The following is a 16,584-nucleotide window of genomic DNA, read 5'->3' on the forward strand; positions in this document are numbered from 1 at the left end:
AAAAATTACCGGACCAGCAGCCAGCCCTCGACGTTGCGGTAGAACGTCGACCTGCGCGCCGCGCGCGGCGCCGCGACGCCGTCGCGCACGACGATGACGCCGGTGCTGCCCAGCTGGGCCGCCCGGCCGGCGACCCACCGGCGCCAGAGCCCGCCCGGTATCGAGGCCCGCAGGCCCGGCATGGCCAGCGTCGGCTCGATGCGCACGGCGGCGACCTCGCCGTCGAACAGCGTGGTGTCGTCGACGACCGCCTCGCCGCGCAGCGGCTGCCCGGCGTCGGCGGGCAGCCAGTCGGCCCGGCCGACGACCACCGATCCGGTGTCGTCGCGGATCAGGGTCACCCGGTGCGCGGAGCCGGCCCGGGCGCGCCGCGCCGCGCGCCGTCCGGCGGGCAGGCGGTAGATCCGGGTGGCCCGGGTGCGGCGGGGCGGGACGTAGGCCACCTCGACGTCGAGCCGGTCGGCGCGCAGCAACCGGGTCAGCACCCCGGCCAGGTCGGCATCGGCGCCGACGACGGCCAGCCGCCCGTACGGCCCGATCGCGGCGTCGATATCGGCCGGGTGGATCGGCAGGCCGGTCAGCGGCCCGGGCACCCGCCGATCGCCGAACACCAACACCCCCACGTTATTCATGCGTTCCTCGCAACCTCCTGGGATAGGGTGGGTCACCGGCTGGACCACAATAAGCAGGCTGAAACGCGTGGGATTAGGCGGGAGCAAGGCATGCCGGCAATCGTCATCATCGGCGCCCAGTGGGGTGACGAGGGCAAAGGTAAGGCCACCGACCTGCTCGGCGGGCGCGTGCAGTGGGTGGTGCGCTATCAGGGCGGCAACAACGCCGGACACACCGTCGTCCTGCCCAGCGGCGAGAATTTCGCGCTGCACCTGATTCCCTCGGGGGTGCTGACGCCCGGCGTCACCAACGTGATCGGCAACGGCGTCGTGGTGGATCCCGGGGTGCTGCTCGACGAGCTCAAGGGCCTCGAGGACCGCGGCGTGGACACCACCAAGCTGCTGATCTCCGCCGACGCGCACCTGCTGTTGCCGTACCACGTGGCCATCGACAAGGTCACCGAGCGCTACATGGGCAACAGGAAGATCGGCACCACCGGCCGCGGCATCGGTCCGTGCTACCAGGACAAGATCGCCCGCCAGGGCATCCGGGTCGCCGACGTCCTCGACCCGGAGCTGCTGGCCCACAAGGTCGAAGGCGCTCTGGAGCTCAAGAACCAAATCCTGGTCAAGATCTACAACCGCAAGGCGCTGGACCCGCACCAGATCGTCGAGGCCCTCCTGCAACAAACGGAGGGCTTTCGCCACCGCATCCGCGACACCCGGCGGCTGCTCAACGCGGCGCTGGAGACGGGGGAGACGGTGTTGCTGGAGGGCTCGCAGGGCACGCTGCTCGACGTCGACCACGGCACCTATCCCTACGTGACGTCATCGAATCCGACGGCGGGCGGCGCGTGCGTGGGGTCGGGGATCGGCCCGACCCGTATCACCGCCGTGCTGGGAATCCTCAAGGCCTACACCACCCGCGTGGGCTCGGGACCGTTCCCCACCGAGCTGTTCGACGAGAACGGCGAATACCTGTCCAAGATCGGCGGCGAAGTCGGCGTCACCACCGGGCGGCGCCGGCGCTGCGGCTGGTTCGACGCGGTCGTCGCCCGCTACGCCACCCGGGTCAACGGCATCACCGACTTCTTCCTGACCAAGCTCGACGTGCTGTCCAGCCTGGAAACGGTGCCGGTGTGCGTGGGCTACCAGATCGACGGGGAGCGCATCGGTGACATGCCGATGACCCAGAGCGACCTGCACCGCGCCGAGCCGATCTACGAGGAGCTGCCCGGCTGGTGGGAGGACATCTCGGACGCCCGGGAGTTCGACGACCTGCCCGCCAAGGCGCGGGACTACGTGTTGCGGCTGGAAGAGCTTGCCGGAGCCCATATTTCGTGCATCGGCGTCGGTCCCGGCCGCGATCAGACGATCGTGCGCCGCGACGTCCTGGCGGCTCGCCCGTGAGCGAGCCGGACCCCAAAGAACTCGACCCCGAATACGAACACCACGGCGGCTTTCCCGAATACGGGCCGGCCAGCCCCGGCCCGGGTTTCGGCCGGTTCGTCACGGCGATGCGGGCGCTGCAGGACCTGGCCGTGTCCGCGAATCCCGCCGAAGACGTCTGGGACGACGCGGCCGAACGCGCGGCGGCCCTGGTGGAGGTCCTGCGCCCGTTCCAGGCCGAGGAGGGCCAGGCGCCGGCCGGGCGGACGCCCGGCCTGCCCGGCATGGGCAGCCTGCTGCTGCCGCCCTGGACGTTGACGCGCTACGCCCCCGACGGCGTCGAAATGACCGGGTACTTCAGCCGGTTTCACGTGGGCGGCAATCACGCCGTGCACGGCGGCGTGCTGCCGCTGCTGTTTGACCACATGTTCGGCATGATTTCCCACGCCGCGGGGCGGCCGATCAGCCGCACGGCTTTCCTGCATGTCGACTACCGCAAGGTCACGCCGATCGACGCGCCGCTGGCGGTGCGCGGGCGCGTCACCACGACCGAGGGCCGCAAGGCGTTCGTCGCGGCGGAATTGGTCGACGGCGACGACACCGTGTTGGCCGAGGCCAACGGCCTGATGGTGCGGCTGCTTCCCGGCCAGCCCCAGCCCCCGCGCAACCGACCTATCCTTGAGCGGTGACTGACGGCTTCACCGAAGGACAGGACGACAAGACGACGGCCCTTGCGGTGCCTCCGCAGCCCCAAGCCGACGGCGGGCCGAGGGTGGTGCTGCTCGGTTCCGGTGAGCTCAGCCGCGAACTGGCGATCGCGCTGCGGCACCTCGGCGCGCGGGTGATCGCGGTCGAAGAGCACCTGACCGACGCCGACGAGCTGGCGAGGGCGATTCAACAGCACAGGCCGGACTTCGTGGTGACGGCCACCGACGCGGTTGCCCTCGAGGCGCCGGCCGACGGCCACGACCACGAGCGCACCGAACTGGTGCCGAACGCCCGCACCGTGCGGCTCACCGCCGATCGCGAGGCGCTGCGCCGGCTGGCGGCCGACGAGTTGGGGCTGCCCACCGCGCCGTTCTGGTTCGTCGGATCGGTCGGCGAACTGCAGGCGGTGGCCGCGCACGCCGGATATCCGTTGTTGGTGAAGCCGGTGTCCGGGCGGGGGCACTCGGTGGTCTCCGGGCCCGACGACATCGAGCCGGCCTGGCAACGCGCGGTCGGGAGCTCGGCGGGGCGGGTGATGGCCGAGACGGTCGTCGACGTCGACTTCGACGTGACCCTGCTGGCGGTGCGCAGGGAGGGCCCGAGCGGTCCCGTGCTGGAGTTCTGCTCACCGATCGGCCATCGGGACGCCGACGGCGCGGTCCTGGAATCGTGGCAACCCCAGCAGATGAGCGACGCCGCGGTGGATGCGGCCAAGTCGATCGCCGCGCGAATCATCAAGGCGCTGGGCGGGCGCGGCGTCTTCGGCGTCGAACTGATGATCAAGGGCGACGAGGTGTACTTCGCCGACGTCACGCCGCATCCGCACCCGAGCGTCTGGGTGACCCTGCGCAGCCAGCGGCTTTCGGCGTTCGAGCTGCATGCCCGGGCCATCCTGGGCCTGCCGGTGGACACCATGATGATGTCGCCGGCGGCGGCCCACCTGATCGATGCCGGCCACGACGGCGGGTCCCTGACCGTCGACGCACTGAACGGCGCGCTGCGGGTTCCGGAAAGCGATCTCCGCATCTTCGCGCCGCAGCGGCGGCCCGCCCCGCTCGGCGTCGCACTGGCCACCGCGCCGGACGTGGCGGCCGCGCGCGAACGTGCCCGACAGGTGGCGAACGCGCTGAATATGCGAGACTCACGCGGATGAGCTACGCAGGAGACATCACGCCCCTTCAGGCGTGGAAACTACTCAGCGACAACCCCAACGCCGTGTTGGTCGATGTGCGCACCGACGCCGAATGGCGCTTCGTCGGGGTGCCCGACCTCTCGAGCCTGGGCCGCGACGTGGTGTACATCGAGTGGGTGACGGGCAACGGGATGCCCAACGCGAACTTCGCCGACGAGCTGAACCAACAGGTCCCGCCCGCCGATCAAGAGCGGCCCGTGATCTTCTTGTGCCGCTCGGGCAATCGATCCATCGGCGCGGCCGAGGTGTCCACGCAGCTGGGCATCACGCCGGCCTACAACGTGCTGGACGGTTTCGAAGGTCAACTCGACGCCAGCGGTCATCGCGGTGAAACCGGTTGGCGCGCAGTGGGATTGCCCTGGAAGCAGGGGTAACAGGGATGACCGACGAGCCCTCGGTCCGCACGTCCAAGGCGTTGCCCGACGGCGTCAGCCAGGCCACCATCGGCGTGCGCGGTGGCCTAGTGCGATCCGGTTTCGAAGAGACCGCCGAGGCGATGTTCCTGACGTCCGGCTACGTCTACGAGTCGGCGGCCATCGCGGAGAAGTCGTTCACCGGCGAGGTGGACCATTTCGTGTACTCCCGCTACGGCAATCCGACCGTGACGATGTTCGAGGAGCGGTTGCGCCTGATCGAGGGGGCGCCCGCGGCGTTCGCCACCGCGAGCGGCATGGCCGCCGTGTTCACCTCGCTGGGCGCGCTGCTGGCCGCCGGTGACCGGCTGGTCGCGGCGCGCAGCCTCTTCGGGTCGTGCTTCGTGGTGTGCAACGAGATCCTGCCGCGGTGGGGCGTGGAAACGGTCTTCGTCGACGGCGACGACCTCGCGCAGTGGGAGGAGGCGCTCTCGGTGCCCACGGCGGCAGTGTTCTTCGAGACACCCTCGAACCCCATGCAGTCCCTGGTCGACATCGCCGCGGTGACCGAGCTCGCCCATGCCGCGGGCGCAAAGGTGGTACTGGACAACGTCTTTGCCACTCCGCTGCTGCAGCAGGGCTTTCCGCTCGGGGTTGACGTGGTGGTGTACTCGGCCACCAAGCACATCGACGGTCAGGGGCGCGTGCTGGGCGGCGCCATCCTCGGCGACCAGGAATACATCGACGGACCGGTGCAGAAGCTGATGCGGCACACCGGCCCGGCGATGAGCGCGTTCAACGCCTGGGTATTACTGAAAGGCCTTGAGACGCTGGCCGTTCGGGTGGAGCATGGCAACTCGTCGGCGCACCGGATCGCCGAATTCCTCGAGACCCACCCGGCGGTGAGCTGGGTGCGCTACCCCTATCTGTCGTCGCACCCGCAGTACGACCTGGCCAAGCGGCAGATGTCGGGCGGCGGGACGGTGATCACCTTCGCGCTCGACTGCGCCGAAAGCGCCGCCAAACAACGGGCTTTCGAGGTGCTGGACAAGCTGCGGCTGATCGACATCTCCAACAACCTGGGCGATGCCAAATCGCTGGTGACCCACCCGGCGACCACGACCCACCGCGCGATGGGGCCCGAGGGCCGCGCCGCGATCGGGCTGGGCGACAACGTGGTTCGCGTCTCCGTCGGGCTGGAGGGCGCCGACGACCTGATCGCCGATATCGATCAGGCGCTGAGCTAACCCGCTTGCCGCTCGGCCGAATCGATGCGTTCGGCCGCCGCCAGCGACCCCTCTTGCGCCTGGCGCTCCACCCAGTCCACCACCGGGCGGGCGTACATCATCTGGCTGGTGATGGCCATCTGGCCGCGGGTGCGGCCCAGGAAGGAGATCCCCCAGGAAAACATGGCGGCAATGCGGTTGCGGAAGCCAACCAGGTACAACAGGTGCAACAGCAGCCACGCCAGCCAGGCGATGAAGCCACCGAACTCCAGCTTGCCGACCTTGGCGACGGCGCTGTACCGCGAGATGAGGGCCATGCTGCCCTTGTCGAAGTACGCGAACGGCTTGCGGTTGGCCGGGTCGTCGTGGCCCTTCACCGCCTGCTTGATCAGCGCGGTGGCGTAGTGCGCCCCCTGAATCGCGCCCTGGGCCATCCCCGGCACCCCGGGCACCGACATCAGGTCGCCAACGACGAACACGTACGGGTGGCCCTTGACGGTGAGGTCCGGCTCGACGATCACCCGGCCGGCGCGGTCGGTTTCGGTGCCGTCGGACTGCTCGGCGATCATCTCGCCCAGCGAGCTGGCCTGCACGCCGGCCGCCCACACCTTGCAGGCGCATTCGATGCGACGCTCGCTGCCGTCCTTCTCCTTGACCGTGATGCCCATGTAGTCGACGGCGGTCACCATCGCGTTGAGCTGGACCTCGACGCCCATCTTCTCGAGCCGGCGCTGGGCCTTCAGGCCCAGCTTTTCACCCATGGGTGGCAGCACCGCCGGCGCCGCGTCGAGCAGGATGACCCGGCATTCGCTGGGTGTGATGGTCCGAAACGCCCCGGCCAGGGTGCGCTCGGCCAGCTGAACGATCTCGCCGGCCAGCTCGACGCCCGTCGGCCCCGCGCCCACCACCACGAAGGTCAGCCGGCGTTTCCGCTCGGCCGGGTCGGTGGCGACCTCGGCGGCCTCGAACGCGCCGAGGATGCGAGCCCGCAGCTCGAGGGCATCGTCGATGCTCTTCATGCCGGGCGCGAAGGCGGCGTACTCGTCGTGGCCGAAATAGGACTGCTGGGCGCCGGCGGCCACGATGAGGCTGTCGTAGGGCGTCACCGTCTGCATGCCCATCAGGTGCGACGTGACCGTCTTCGCCGTGAGGTCGATCGCGCTGACCTCGCCCCACAGCACCCGGACGTTCTTCTGCTTGCGCAGGACGAGGCGGGTGGTCGGGGCGACGTCGCCCTCGGACAGGATGCCCGTGGCCACCTGATACAGCAGCGGCTGGAACAGGTGGCTGGTCGTCTTCGAGACCACCGTGACGTCCACGTCCGCCCGTTTGAGCGACCGGGCCGCATTCAGACCCCCGAACCCGCTCCCGATGATGACGACGCGATGGCGCGACATACTTACCCCTTTGTGTTCGTAGTCTTCGCAGCGCCCATCCAGCCTATGTCGTCAGGGGCGGCAAGCCTCGAGCAGCAAGCGCATCACTGTTCGGTCGGGCACATGTACTTGTCCGCAAACGTCGCACACGCCGGTGGCAATGGTTGATCTGGGCCGTAACCGCCGCCCTTCGGGATGACAAGCAACCACCCGCGGTCCTGGCACAGGAGGACGGCGGCGCCCGGGCCGGGCCGGACGGTGCCGTTGACGCACGGGTCCGCGTGCGCCACCGCCGGGACGCTGAGAAACACCGACACGATCGCGGAGCAGACCGCGATGACGACCGCCCTCATAACAGCTCCATGCTAGCCGCAAGCCGGCGTCGAGGGTGACCTGGATCACAGGGCCGCCCAGGCGGTAGCGTCGTTGCGAGGCCCCAGCGGCGATGTGACGGGAGGCAACCATGAAGCGCTGCATCGTCGGAGGGTTGGCGGCTCTGCTGGTGGCTTCGGGGCTGGTCGCCGGAGCGCCGCCGGCCGGCGCTGGCTGCCTGTACGGGGGTCCGGTGCTCAGCAAGTGCGATGGACCCGTGCAGCTCGACGGGACCTGGCAACGCTGCGTCGCGGCTCCCCAATTGGTTCCGCACGGCGCCAGTTCCTACCTGGTGCCCGAAAGGCGCTGCGACGTGATGGGTCCCGACCAGCGCCCGCCGGATCTCTCCTTCTCCGATCCGCCGACGCACATCGACGGCTGAGCCGGGACGCGTCAAACCCGTGCGGGCCGATTTAGCGCCCCTCTACCAGGCGAAACGCGGAGTAGAGTGTTGCCTCTCGATGTAGGAGGCCGCCGTGACGGAACAACCGCCTAGCTATCCACCGCCGCCGGGCGGTTATGGCTATCCGCCGCCTCCCGCGGGCGGTTACGGTTACCCGCCGCCGCCCGGCTACCCGCCGCCGCAGCTGGTCGGCACCAACGGTTTCGCCGTCGCGTCGTTGGTGTGCTCGCTGTTCGGCTGGGTCTGCATGTTCATCGGGGCTTTCCTGGGCATCATCTTCGGCTTCGTCGCGCTGTCCCAGATCAAGAGAACCGGCCAGAAGGGCCGTGGCATGGCGATCGCCGGCATAGTGATCGGCGCCGTCGTGCTCGTCGGAGGCATCGCGCTATGGACCGTTGCGGCCCTGTTGCCGCACTCCCCGAGCACGGATTCGGGCGCGCCGGCCGTGGTGAAAACCGCTCACGTGCAAGCGGTTTAGAACGGCCACGCGGCCGCGTTGGTCTTGTACTTCGCGTTGAGCCCGGTGCAGAAGTCGTCGGCCGTGCCGGCGAGAAAGATGTAATAGGCCTCCGCACCGCTGCGGCGGCTGTCGAAGGAATTGGGCGTCGTCCAGCCGCTGTTGCACATCGCGGTGTCGCTGCCGAGGGTGGGCTTCCGCCAATTGGTCTTGGCGCACGCGGTCAGGGCGTCGACATTCGGGATGGCGCTCTTGGCGGCGACCAGCATCGCTCCTCCCCATTGCCCGTCGTTACGCCGGTAGGCGCGCGCCCCGAACCCCGCGTTGTTGGTCTGGCATGCCAACGCCCGTTTGAGCAGTCCGAAGGGGGCCGCGAGCGCAGGGTTGGTCACCGCCGCCGCGGCGTTGATGAACTGGGCGGCGTCCGGGCCGTCGACCTCCTGGACGTTCGGATTGCCGAGGCCGATCAGCTGCTGCGCGATCCCGGCGTTGTTGCCGCCGCCGATGATCGGCCCGCCACCGCCCGACGTCATCGCGGGCAACGCGACTGGGTCGGCGCTCGCCGCGGGCGCACACAGGAGTCCGCACGCGGCGACCAGGACGCCGACCCGATAGACAACAGATTTCATGAGCGGTACTCCTATCAACGGAAGGCGTCGCTGCCGGTGAATGCCTGGCCGAGAACGAGCTGGTGCATCTCCGGCGTGCCCTCGTAGGTCAGCACCGATTCCAGGTTGACCATGTGCCTGATGACGGGGTACTCCAGCGATATCCCGTTGCCGCCCAAGATGGTTCGGGCGGTCCGGCAGATCTTGATCGCCTCGCGGGTGTTGTTGAGCTTGCCGAAGCTGACCTGCTCGGGGCGCAGGCCGACGCCGTCCTTGAGGCGACCGAGATGCAGCGACAGCAGCTGCCCCTTGTGCAGCTCGACGGCCATGTCGACGAGTTTGGCCTGCGTCAGCTGGAATCCGGCGATCGGCCGACCGAATTGGGTGCGCTGCGTGGCGTAGTCGAGCGCGGCCTGCCAGGCCGAGCGCGCCGCGCCCATCGACCCCCAGATGATTCCGTAGCGCGCCTCCGACAGGCACGACAGCGGCCCGCGCAACCCCCTCGCCTCGGGCAGCATCGCGTCGGCGGGCACCCGCACGTCGTCGAGCACCAGCTCGCTGGTGATCGAGGCCCGCAGCGACAGCTTGTGGTGGATGGTGTTGGCGGTGAACCCGGGAGTCTTGGTGGGCACGACGAAGCCGCGAATCCCGTCGTCGGTGGCGGCCCACACGATCGCCACGTCGGCGACCGATCCGTTGGTGATCCACAACTTGCGGCCGTTGATCACCCAGTCCGAACCGTCCTGCCGCGCACGGGTTTTCATCGCGGCCGGGTCGCTCCCGACATCGGGTTCGGTCAGCCCGAAGCAGCCGAGCAGTTCGCCGGCGGCCATGCCCGGCAGCCACTGCTCCTTCTGTTGCTCCGATCCGAACTTCCAGATGGCGAACATCGCCAGTGACCCCTGCACGGACACCATCGAGCGAATGCCGGAGTCGGCGGCCTCCAGCTCGGTGCAGGCCAGGCCGTAGTGCACCGCGGAGGCCCCGCCGCAGCCGTAGCCGTGCAGGTGCATGCCGAGCAGGCCGAGTTCGCCGAACTGCTTGGCGAGCTGGCGCACCGGGAGGTCGCCGATCTCGAACCACTCCCCGACGTGGGGGATGACGTGTTCGGCGCAGAACTTTCGCACGGTGTCGCGCACGGCGAGCTCGTCGCCGGACAGCGAGGCGTCCAGGCCCAGTGGGTCGTCCCGGTCGAACGCGGGGGGTGCATCAGTGCTCATGGTTGCCAGCCTGCCACCCGGTAGTCTCGCGGCATGCGGAGGCTCCAGTGGATGGCGTACCTGCTCGTGGACGTCGTCGCTGTGCTGGTGTTCTGCGCGGTCGGCCGCCGCAGCCACGACGAGGGGCTCAACCTCGGCGGCGTCGCGACGACGGCCTGGCCGTTCCTTTCCGGAACCGTCGTCGGGTGGCTGGTGTCGCGCGCCTGGCGGCGGCCCACCGCGGTGGCCCCCACCGGGGTGATCGTCTGGCTGTGCACCGTCGTGGTCGGCATGCTGTTGCGCAAAGCCGGTTCGGCGGGCGTGGCGGCGAGTTTCGTGGTGGTCGCCGCGTCGGTCACCGCGGTTCTGTTGCTGGGGTGGCGGGCGGCGGTGGGCCTGGCCCTGCGGCGTCGCTCCGACGCCTGAGAACACCGATGGCACCCGCCAGCTGGAATCCGGCCACCGGCGACGGCTTGGCCACCACTTTCGACGCGGTCGTCCGGGCCGTGGCCACCAACAAGGGGCTTTTCGACGACCCCTTCGCGGAGCGATTGGTGCGCGCCGCCGGGGTGGACTATTTCACCCGGGCGATCGAGGACGAGCGATATGCCGCGGACGGCGGCGGCAACCCGATCACGACCGGGCTGATGGACGTTCAGGCGGCCTACGGCAAATTCTCGGACGAATTTCTCGCCGACGCGGGCCGGGCGGGCATCCGCCAGGTGGTGATCCTGGGGTCGGGCCTGGACACCCGGCCGTACCGGCTGTGGTGGCCGCGGGGGACCACGGTGTACGAGATCGATCGGCCCGAGGTCCTCGATTTCAAATCCGAAGTGCTGCGCGGGCTGGACGCCCGGCCGACGACGCACCGCCGCGCGATCGGCGTCGACCTCCGCCACGATTGGCCGGTCGCGCTGCGCCGGGCCGGCTTCGACGCCGCCGCGCCCACAGTGTGGATCGCCGAGCAGCTGCTCGTCGGCTACCTGCCGCCCGACGCCCAGCACCGGTTGCTGCAGGACGTCACCCGCGCAAGCGCGCCCGGCAGCCGCTTCACCGCGGACCACATGGCCACCTGGACCCCGGCGCGGCAGGCGGCGGGGCAGGCATTCGTCGACTCGTGGCGTCGACACGGCCTGGACGTCGACCTGGCCAGCCTGATGTACCCGGGCGAATACCGTTATGTCCCCGAGTATCTGGCGGCGCACGGTTGGGAGACGGCCGAGCGCAACATCGTCGAGTTGTGCACCACCCTGGGACTGGCCGAATTGTGGCGTGGCGGCCCGGAGCACGTGGACCTGCTCCCCGGGTATGTCACGGCAACGCGCGTTTAACCGTTGCCGCGCGCCCCGGGTGGCTCATTAAGCAAATTAAAGGTTCAGTTACTTAAATTCCATCCATGCCCGCCGCCGCTCCGAATGACTGGTGTTCAAGCCGAAGACGGCGCCCACGGGCGTCTGTGACAAAGGAGTGGAAACGCAATGATGAGCACTCGTGCAAAAACAATTGCCGCGGCGGGCCTCGCGACGATCGCCGTCGTAACGTGCCCCGCGGCCGGTCCCGCGCTCGCCGATAACGCGGGTGACCTGATCGGCACGGGCTGCGCGGACTACGCCAAGCAGAATCCGAGCGGTCCCGGGTCGGTGCTGGGGATGTCGCGCGACCCGGTGGCGACCGCGGCGTCGAACAACCCGATGCTGACCACGCTGAACTCGGCGCTGTCGGGGAAGCTGAATCCGAACGTGAACCTGGTCTCGACCCTCAACAACGGCCAGTACACGGTCTTCGCGCCCACCAACTCCGCGTTCGACAAGCTGCCGGCGGGGACCATCGACAAGCTGAAGACGGACTCGCAGCTGCTGACCAGCATCTTGACGTATCACGTCGTGCAGGGGCAGCTCAGTCCGGGAACGGTTGGCGGCATCCACGCCACCGTGCAGGGTGCGTCCCTCACCGTGGCCGGTCAGGGCAACGACCTGAGGGTGAACAACGCGGGCCTGGTGTGCGGCGGCGTGCACACGTCCAACGCGACGGTGTACATGATCGACACGGTGCTGATGCCCCCCGCCCGATAGGGCGGAACCTCCGCCGGGTGGAATGGGGGCGCGTCGGAAACGTTAGATGAAGACGTGACGCCCACCACCCGGCTTCGGTTCGTCGCGGCCACCCACGAGGACCCGCTGGCGCGGCCGCTGCTGGCCGAGCTGGCCGTCGAGTACGCGGAGCGCTACGGCGGCACGCCGGACAGGCACCTGGCCTGGCTGCCGGTGCCGGCGGCCGAGCTGGCGCCGCCCGACGGCGGCTTGCTCATCGGCGTGGTGGGCGGGGTGGCGGTCACCGGCGGGGCGTTCCGGCGCTTCGACGCCGAGACCGCCGAGCTGAAGCGGATCTGGACCGACAGCGCGCACCGGCGCCGCGGTTACGCGCGGGCGCTGCTGGCGGCGCTGGAGGCCGAAACCGCCGCGCGGGGTTACCGGCGGCTGTATTTGATCACCGGCAATCGCCAGCCCGAGGCCGAGGCGCTATACGACGCGACGGGTTACTCCCGCATCCCCCCCGCCGAGCCGCTGCCGGATTGGGGACCGTTCCGGCCGATCGCCTTCGAAAAGCGGCTGCCATGACCGGTCAATTCCACCTGGGGGTCGCGCTCGACGGATACGGCTGGCACCCGCAGGCGTGGCGGACGACCCTGGGCTCGGAGCCCGCCACGCCGTCGGTGCTCAGCGGGCGTTACTGGGCCGAATTGGCGGCCACCGCCGAGCGCGGGCTGCTGGATTTCCTGACCATCGACGACTCCTTGATGCCGCAGATCGGGCGAAGCTCCCGGATTCATCGGGATCGGCTGACCGGCCGCGCCGACGCGGTCCTGGTCGCGGCGCGAATCGCCCCCGCGACGCGGCACATCGGGTTGATCCCCGTGGCCACGGTCACCCACACCGAGCCCTTTCACGTCTCCAAATCCATTGCGACGCTTGACTTCGTGTCGCACGGCCGGGCGGGGTGGCAGCCGCGGGTGAGCGCCACCACGCATGAGGCGGCCCTGTTCGGCCGCCGCGACGTCTCCGGCGTTCCACTCTTCGACGAGGCGGTCGAGTACGTCGAGGTGGTGCGCCGGTTGTGGGACAGCTGGGAGGACGACGCGATCGTCCGCGACGTGACCACCGGGCGCTACGTCGACGTCGACAAACTGCACTACATCGACTTCGCCGGAAAGTTCTTCTCCCTCAAGGGTCCGTCGATCACGCCGCGCCCGCCGCAGGGCCAGCCGGTGGTGGCCGCGCTGGCGCATGTCGGGCCCGCCTACGAGTTCGCCGCGGCCGGCGCCGATGTCGTGTTCATCACGCCCACGGACGAGACCTCACTGCAAAGCATCCTCGACGAGGTGCGCGCCGCCGGCGGAGCTCACCTGAAAGTCCTTGCCGACGTGGTCGTTTCGTTCCATGGCGAGGGCGACTTCCGATCGGATGCCCTCGTCTTCGCGGGCAGCGCAATGGAATTGGTGGACATGGCTGTGGGCTGGCAACGGCTTGGCGTCGACGGGGTGCGGCTGCGGCCGGCCGTCAATGCCACCGACCTGCCGGTGATCGTCGACGAGGTGGTGCCGCTGCTGCAGCGAGCCGGCCGCTTCCGCACCGCCTATCGGCGCGGCGAAACCCTGCGGGCCCGCCTGGGCCTGCCCGTGGCGCCCAACCGCTACTCGGCGGTGCACCGATGACACCCGTGCCGCTGTCGATCCTGGACCTGGTGCCGATCCTTTCCGGCGGGGACGCGGCGACGGCGTTGCACAACACGATCGCGCTCGCCCAGCACGCCGAGCGGTGGGGTTATCGCCGGTACTGGATCGCCGAGCATCACTTCGTCGCCGTCGCCAGCGCGGCACCGGCGGTGCTGATCGGCCAAATCGCGGCCGCTACCAACACGATTCGAGTGGGCTCGGCGGCCGTGCAGCTCAGTCACACCACCGCCGCCGCGGTGGTGGAAAGCTTCGGCATGCTCGACGCGTTCTATCCGGGCCGCATCGACCTCGGCCTGGGCCGCTCGGCGCAGCGGCGGATGACCAAGCCGCGATCCCCGAGACCCCCCAGGCCCGAACCTGCCCGCGAATGGCGCGAGGTCGACGGCGTGGTCATCCCGCCGCCGTACGATCTGCGCAAGCTGCTGGGCAGCGGCCGGGTGCAGGCGACCCAGGCGATCCTGCAGCAGCCCGAGGCCGTCGCGCCCGACTTCGCCGAACAGCTCGCGGACATCATGGCGATGCTGGCGGGAACCTACGAGGTCGACGGGTTCGACGTGCACGCCGTGCCCGGGGAGGGCGCCGCCCTGACGCCGTGGATATTCGGCAGCAGCAAGGGCCGCAGCGCCCAGGTCGCGGGCGCACGGGGGCTGCCGTTCGTGGCCAGCTACCACCTCACCCCGGCTACGGCGCTGGACGCCATCGACGCCTACCGGGACGCGTTCGTCCCGTCGGCGGCGCTGCCGCGGCCCTACGTGGTGGTGTCGGCCGACATCGTGGTCGCCGACGACTCCGACACCGCGAAGCACCTGGCGTCCAGCTACGGCCACTGGGTGTACTCGATCCGGGCCGGCGGCGGCGCCGTCCCCTATCCCGACCCCGACGAGTGCGGCCCGCTGACCGACGAGCAGCTGGAGGTCGTGATCGACCGGCTGGCAACGCAATTCGTCGGCAACCCCGACGAGGTCGCCGAGCGGCTGGAGACGCTGCAGCGCGCGACCGGCGCCGACGAGCTCGTGATCACCTCGGTCACCCACGGGCATGCCGACCGGTTGCGCTCGCACGAACTGATCGCCAAGCGGTGGGGGCTGGAGGGTTGAGCTTTCGAGAGGGCAAGCGCCGCAAACCGATTCACCTGGCCGCGCACTTCCCGGGCGTCAACAACACGACGGTGTGGACCGACCCCGCCGCCGGCAGCCAGATCGAGTTCGAGTCGTTCGTGCACCTGGCCCGCAGCGCCGAACGGGGATTGTTCGACTTCTTCTTCCTGGCCGAGGGTCTGCGACTGCGGGAGCACCGCGGCCGCATCTACGACCTCGACGTGGTGGGCCGTCCGGACACCTTCACCGTGCTGGCCGCGTTGGCCGGCGTCACCGACCGCATCGGGCTGACCGGCACCATCAACACCACCTTCAACGAACCCTTCGAAGTGGCAAGGCAATTCGCGACGCTCGACCACCTGTCCGGCGGCCGCGCCGGCTGGAACATGGTGACCTCCTCGGACGCCTTCACCGGCGCCAACTTCCGCCGCGGCGGCTTTCTGGATCACGCCGATCGGTATTCGCGCGCCGAGGAGTTCCTCGCGGTGGCCCGCCAATTCTGGGACAGCTGGGCGGCCGACGCCGTGCTGGCCGATGTCGATGCCGGGGTCTACGTCCATCCCGACCGGATCCGCGGCGTCGCACACCGCGGTCCGCAGTTCGACGTGCGCGGGTTTGCGACGGTGCCCGCCGGCCCGCAGGGCCATCCGATATTGCTGCAGGCCGGCGACTCCGCCGACGGCCGCGCGTTCGGCGCGCGCAACGCCGACGCCTTGTTCACCCTGCACTCGTCGCTTCAGGACGGCCGGCGCTACTACGCCGACGTCAAGGGCCGCGCCGCGTCCTACGGCCGGGACCCCAACCGGCTCAAGGTTTTTCCGGCGGCGACGTTCGTCATCGGCGACACCGATTCCGAAGCGCAGGACAGGGCGCGCCACATCCGCTATCAGCAGGTCACCGGTGCGACGGCGATCGCGATGCTCGAACAAGTGTGGGGCCGCGACCTGTCGGGTTACGACCCGGACGGCCCGCTACCCGACGTCGATCCGATCATCGACAGCGACATCACGCAGGGCCGGGTCCGGCATGGCGACCCGATCGCGGTCGCCCGCCGCTTCCGCGAGCGCGCTTCGGCCGAGAACCTGTCCATCCGCGAGCTGATCATCGCGGTCACCAGCCGCGAGCAGTTCGTGGGCACCCCGGCGCACATCGCCGACGGGATCGACACCTACGTCCAGGCCGACGCCTGCGACGGGTTTATCCTGGTGCCGCACCTGACGCCGCACGGCCTGGACGAGTTCGTCGACCGAGTGGTGCCAATGCTGCAGGAGCGGGGCGCATTCCGCACGGAGTACGCCGGCGAGACGCTGCGGGATCACCTGGGGCTCAACGAGGTTGCGCCGGCGGCTCAGGGCCGCTAGGGGGCGACAAGCTTGACGAGGCTGCTGACCGCGGCGCCCACTCCACCGATGAATGCCCTGGCCATGTCACGAGTGGACGCGCCGGCGCCGTCCTGCAGCGAGGTCAGCCACGCGATCGCGTCATCGCGTTCGTTGTCGTGATACACCCGCACCGGGCATGGCATCCACGCGCCGATGCTGCGCGATGGCGCCCGGATCCAGTCGAGGTCGCTCACGACCGCGCAGCCATCAAGCAGCCGCACGTAGCTCACCCCGAGCCGGGTATCGGCCCACAGCGCGCCCGGCGTGATGCGCCGGAAGCCCGGGCCGAACTGGTAGAGCAGCCGCATCCGACCGCCCGTTCGTCGCGCTTGATCGACCAGCGGCGCAAAGACCCGGTCGTAATCGGCTGCCGTGACCGTGCCTGCCGCTTCCAGGCCCTGAATGCCGGGGGGCATGCCCGTAAGTTCTTTCAGCACACCGCTCTCCCTTCATCCTGCAATTTATTTCCCATAGCAAC

20 protein-coding genes are annotated in these 16,584 nt (G+C 69.5%); 14 read left to right on the forward strand and 6 right to left on the reverse strand.

Features of this window, described 5'->3' with window-relative positions:
• Window positions 1-5 precede the first annotated feature (5 nt).
• Complete coding sequence (locus tag A5787_RS07425) at window positions 6-632, reverse strand: peptidase M50 (RefSeq protein ID WP_066963883.1); 627 nt, start codon at window positions 630-632, stop codon at window positions 6-8.
• A gap of 90 nt (window positions 633-722) precedes the next feature.
• On the opposite strand from A5787_RS07425, the gene A5787_RS07430 reads away from it, so the two are divergent.
• The 5 genes from A5787_RS07430 to A5787_RS07450 are packed head-to-tail and all read left to right on the forward strand — an operon-like array spanning window position 723 to window position 5,500.
• Entirely contained in the window at window positions 723-2,021 is a 1,299-nt protein-coding gene (locus A5787_RS07430) for an adenylosuccinate synthase (protein ID WP_066963886.1), read from the forward strand.
• The gene (locus A5787_RS07435) at window positions 2,018-2,689 is read left to right on the forward strand and encodes a PaaI family thioesterase (protein ID WP_066963889.1); all 672 of its coding nucleotides are present in this window, start codon (window positions 2,018-2,020) and stop codon (window positions 2,687-2,689) included. Before A5787_RS07430 ends, A5787_RS07435 begins: the two co-directional genes overlap by 4 nt.
• On the forward strand, window positions 2,686-3,861 hold the full coding sequence (gene purT / locus A5787_RS07440) for a formate-dependent phosphoribosylglycinamide formyltransferase (protein ID WP_066963891.1): 1,176 nt from the start codon (window positions 2,686-2,688) through the stop codon (window positions 3,859-3,861). The genes A5787_RS07435 and purT overlap by 4 nt, the downstream gene beginning before the upstream one ends.
• Window positions 3,858-4,274 (forward strand): rhodanese-like domain-containing protein, encoded by a 417-nt coding sequence (locus A5787_RS07445; protein WP_066963894.1) that lies wholly within the window; start codon window positions 3,858-3,860, stop codon window positions 4,272-4,274. Before purT ends, A5787_RS07445 begins: the two co-directional genes overlap by 4 nt.
• A gap of 5 nt (window positions 4,275-4,279) precedes the next feature.
• Window positions 4,280-5,500: an O-succinylhomoserine sulfhydrylase gene (locus tag A5787_RS07450; protein WP_066963897.1), complete on the forward strand. Its 1,221-nt coding sequence runs from the start codon at window positions 4,280-4,282 to the stop codon at window positions 5,498-5,500.
• Here A5787_RS07450 and A5787_RS07455 read toward each other — a convergent pair.
• Both A5787_RS07455 and A5787_RS07460 read right to left on the reverse strand, forming a co-directional pair.
• On the reverse strand, window positions 5,497-6,876 hold the full coding sequence (locus A5787_RS07455) for an NAD(P)/FAD-dependent oxidoreductase (RefSeq protein ID WP_066963899.1): 1,380 nt from the start codon (window positions 6,874-6,876) through the stop codon (window positions 5,497-5,499). The genes A5787_RS07450 and A5787_RS07455 overlap by 4 nt on opposite strands.
• A gap of 83 nt (window positions 6,877-6,959) precedes the next feature.
• Window positions 6,960-7,208: a hypothetical protein gene (locus A5787_RS07460; protein ID WP_066963902.1), complete on the reverse strand. Its 249-nt coding sequence runs from the start codon at window positions 7,206-7,208 to the stop codon at window positions 6,960-6,962.
• A 110-nt stretch (window positions 7,209-7,318) separates the two neighbouring features.
• On the opposite strand from A5787_RS07460, the gene A5787_RS07465 reads away from it, so the two are divergent.
• Together A5787_RS07465 and A5787_RS07470 are read left to right on the forward strand one after the other, a co-directional pair.
• Entirely contained in the window at window positions 7,319-7,609 is a 291-nt protein-coding gene (locus tag A5787_RS07465) for a hypothetical protein (protein WP_066963906.1), read from the forward strand.
• A 94-nt stretch (window positions 7,610-7,703) separates the two neighbouring features.
• Window positions 7,704-8,108, forward strand: coding sequence for a DUF4190 domain-containing protein (locus A5787_RS07470; protein ID WP_066963909.1), 405 nt, complete (start codon window positions 7,704-7,706; stop codon window positions 8,106-8,108).
• On the opposite strand, the gene A5787_RS07475 is transcribed toward A5787_RS07470, so the two are convergent.
• Both A5787_RS07475 and A5787_RS07480 read right to left on the reverse strand, forming a co-directional pair.
• Window positions 8,105-8,716, reverse strand: a complete 612-nt coding sequence (locus A5787_RS07475; protein WP_066963912.1) for a hypothetical protein — start codon at window positions 8,714-8,716, stop codon at window positions 8,105-8,107. The genes A5787_RS07470 and A5787_RS07475 overlap by 4 nt on opposite strands.
• Before the next feature lie 14 nt (window positions 8,717-8,730).
• Complete coding sequence (locus tag A5787_RS07480) at window positions 8,731-9,915, reverse strand: acyl-CoA dehydrogenase (protein ID WP_066963915.1); 1,185 nt, start codon at window positions 9,913-9,915, stop codon at window positions 8,731-8,733.
• Between the two features lie 33 nt (window positions 9,916-9,948).
• On the opposite strand from A5787_RS07480, the gene A5787_RS07485 reads away from it, so the two are divergent.
• The 7 genes from A5787_RS07485 to A5787_RS07515 all read left to right on the forward strand — a co-directional run bounded on the left by A5787_RS07485 (window position 9,949) and on the right by A5787_RS07515 (window position 16,085).
• On the forward strand, window positions 9,949-10,320 hold the full coding sequence (locus A5787_RS07485; RefSeq protein ID WP_066963918.1) for a DUF3054 domain-containing protein: 372 nt from the start codon (window positions 9,949-9,951) through the stop codon (window positions 10,318-10,320).
• An 8-nt stretch (window positions 10,321-10,328) separates the two neighbouring features.
• Window positions 10,329-11,225: an SAM-dependent methyltransferase gene (locus tag A5787_RS07490; RefSeq protein ID WP_066963921.1), complete on the forward strand. Its 897-nt coding sequence runs from the start codon at window positions 10,329-10,331 to the stop codon at window positions 11,223-11,225.
• Window positions 11,226-11,372: 147 nt separating this feature from the next.
• Complete coding sequence (locus A5787_RS07495; protein WP_066963924.1) at window positions 11,373-11,966, forward strand: fasciclin domain-containing protein; 594 nt, start codon at window positions 11,373-11,375, stop codon at window positions 11,964-11,966.
• A gap of 54 nt (window positions 11,967-12,020) precedes the next feature.
• A complete protein-coding gene (locus tag A5787_RS07500; protein WP_066963928.1) occupies window positions 12,021-12,512 on the forward strand; it encodes a GNAT family N-acetyltransferase in 492 nt (163 codons plus the stop codon).
• Window positions 12,509-13,606: an LLM class flavin-dependent oxidoreductase gene (locus A5787_RS07505; RefSeq protein WP_066963931.1), complete on the forward strand. Its 1,098-nt coding sequence runs from the start codon at window positions 12,509-12,511 to the stop codon at window positions 13,604-13,606. The genes A5787_RS07500 and A5787_RS07505 overlap by 4 nt, the downstream gene beginning before the upstream one ends.
• Complete coding sequence (locus tag A5787_RS07510; RefSeq protein ID WP_066963934.1) at window positions 13,603-14,724, forward strand: LLM class flavin-dependent oxidoreductase; 1,122 nt, start codon at window positions 13,603-13,605, stop codon at window positions 14,722-14,724. The genes A5787_RS07505 and A5787_RS07510 overlap by 4 nt, the downstream gene beginning before the upstream one ends.
• The gene (locus tag A5787_RS07515) at window positions 14,721-16,085 is read left to right on the forward strand and encodes an NtaA/DmoA family FMN-dependent monooxygenase (RefSeq protein ID WP_066963937.1); all 1,365 of its coding nucleotides are present in this window, start codon (window positions 14,721-14,723) and stop codon (window positions 16,083-16,085) included. The genes A5787_RS07510 and A5787_RS07515 overlap by 4 nt, the downstream gene beginning before the upstream one ends.
• On the opposite strand, the gene A5787_RS07520 is transcribed toward A5787_RS07515, so the two are convergent.
• The gene (locus tag A5787_RS07520; RefSeq protein WP_066963940.1) at window positions 16,082-16,543 is read right to left on the reverse strand and encodes an STAS/SEC14 domain-containing protein; all 462 of its coding nucleotides are present in this window, start codon (window positions 16,541-16,543) and stop codon (window positions 16,082-16,084) included. The two genes, A5787_RS07515 and A5787_RS07520, sit on opposite strands and share 4 nt — an antisense overlap.
• Window positions 16,544-16,584: the final 41 nt, after the last annotated feature.

Origin of the sequence: Mycobacterium sp. 852002-50816_SCH5313054-b, assembly GCF_001667185.1 — a bacterium.
Taxonomy (GTDB): domain Bacteria; phylum Actinomycetota; class Actinomycetes; order Mycobacteriales; family Mycobacteriaceae; genus Mycobacterium.

Excerpts from the sequence above, each read along its gene's own strand:
- A5787_RS07425 (WP_066963883.1), bottom strand. The coding sequence starts at position 632 with ATGAATAACGTGGGGGTGTTGGTGTTCGGCGATCGGCGGGTGCCCGGG.
- A5787_RS07430 (WP_066963886.1), top strand. The coding sequence starts at position 723 with ATGCCGGCAATCGTCATCATCGGCGCCCAGTGGGGTGACGAGGGCAAA.
- A5787_RS07445 (WP_066963894.1), top strand. The coding sequence starts at position 3,858 with ATGAGCTACGCAGGAGACATCACGCCCCTTCAGGCGTGGAAACTACTC.
- A5787_RS07450 (WP_066963897.1), top strand. The coding sequence starts at position 4,280 with ATGACCGACGAGCCCTCGGTCCGCACGTCCAAGGCGTTGCCCGACGGC.
- A5787_RS07455 (WP_066963899.1), bottom strand. The coding sequence starts at position 6,876 with ATGTCGCGCCATCGCGTCGTCATCATCGGGAGCGGGTTCGGGGGTCTG.
- A5787_RS07460 (WP_066963902.1), bottom strand. The coding sequence starts at position 7,208 with ATGAGGGCGGTCGTCATCGCGGTCTGCTCCGCGATCGTGTCGGTGTTT.
- A5787_RS07465 (WP_066963906.1), top strand. The coding sequence starts at position 7,319 with ATGAAGCGCTGCATCGTCGGAGGGTTGGCGGCTCTGCTGGTGGCTTCG.
- A5787_RS07475 (WP_066963912.1), bottom strand. The coding sequence starts at position 8,716 with ATGAAATCTGTTGTCTATCGGGTCGGCGTCCTGGTCGCCGCGTGCGGA.
- A5787_RS07480 (WP_066963915.1), bottom strand. The coding sequence starts at position 9,915 with ATGAGCACTGATGCACCCCCCGCGTTCGACCGGGACGACCCACTGGGC.
- A5787_RS07485 (WP_066963918.1), top strand. The coding sequence starts at position 9,949 with ATGCGGAGGCTCCAGTGGATGGCGTACCTGCTCGTGGACGTCGTCGCT.
- A5787_RS07490 (WP_066963921.1), top strand. The coding sequence starts at position 10,329 with ATGGCACCCGCCAGCTGGAATCCGGCCACCGGCGACGGCTTGGCCACC.
- A5787_RS07495 (WP_066963924.1), top strand. The coding sequence starts at position 11,373 with ATGATGAGCACTCGTGCAAAAACAATTGCCGCGGCGGGCCTCGCGACG.
- A5787_RS07505 (WP_066963931.1), top strand. The coding sequence starts at position 12,509 with ATGACCGGTCAATTCCACCTGGGGGTCGCGCTCGACGGATACGGCTGG.
- A5787_RS07510 (WP_066963934.1), top strand. The coding sequence starts at position 13,603 with ATGACACCCGTGCCGCTGTCGATCCTGGACCTGGTGCCGATCCTTTCC.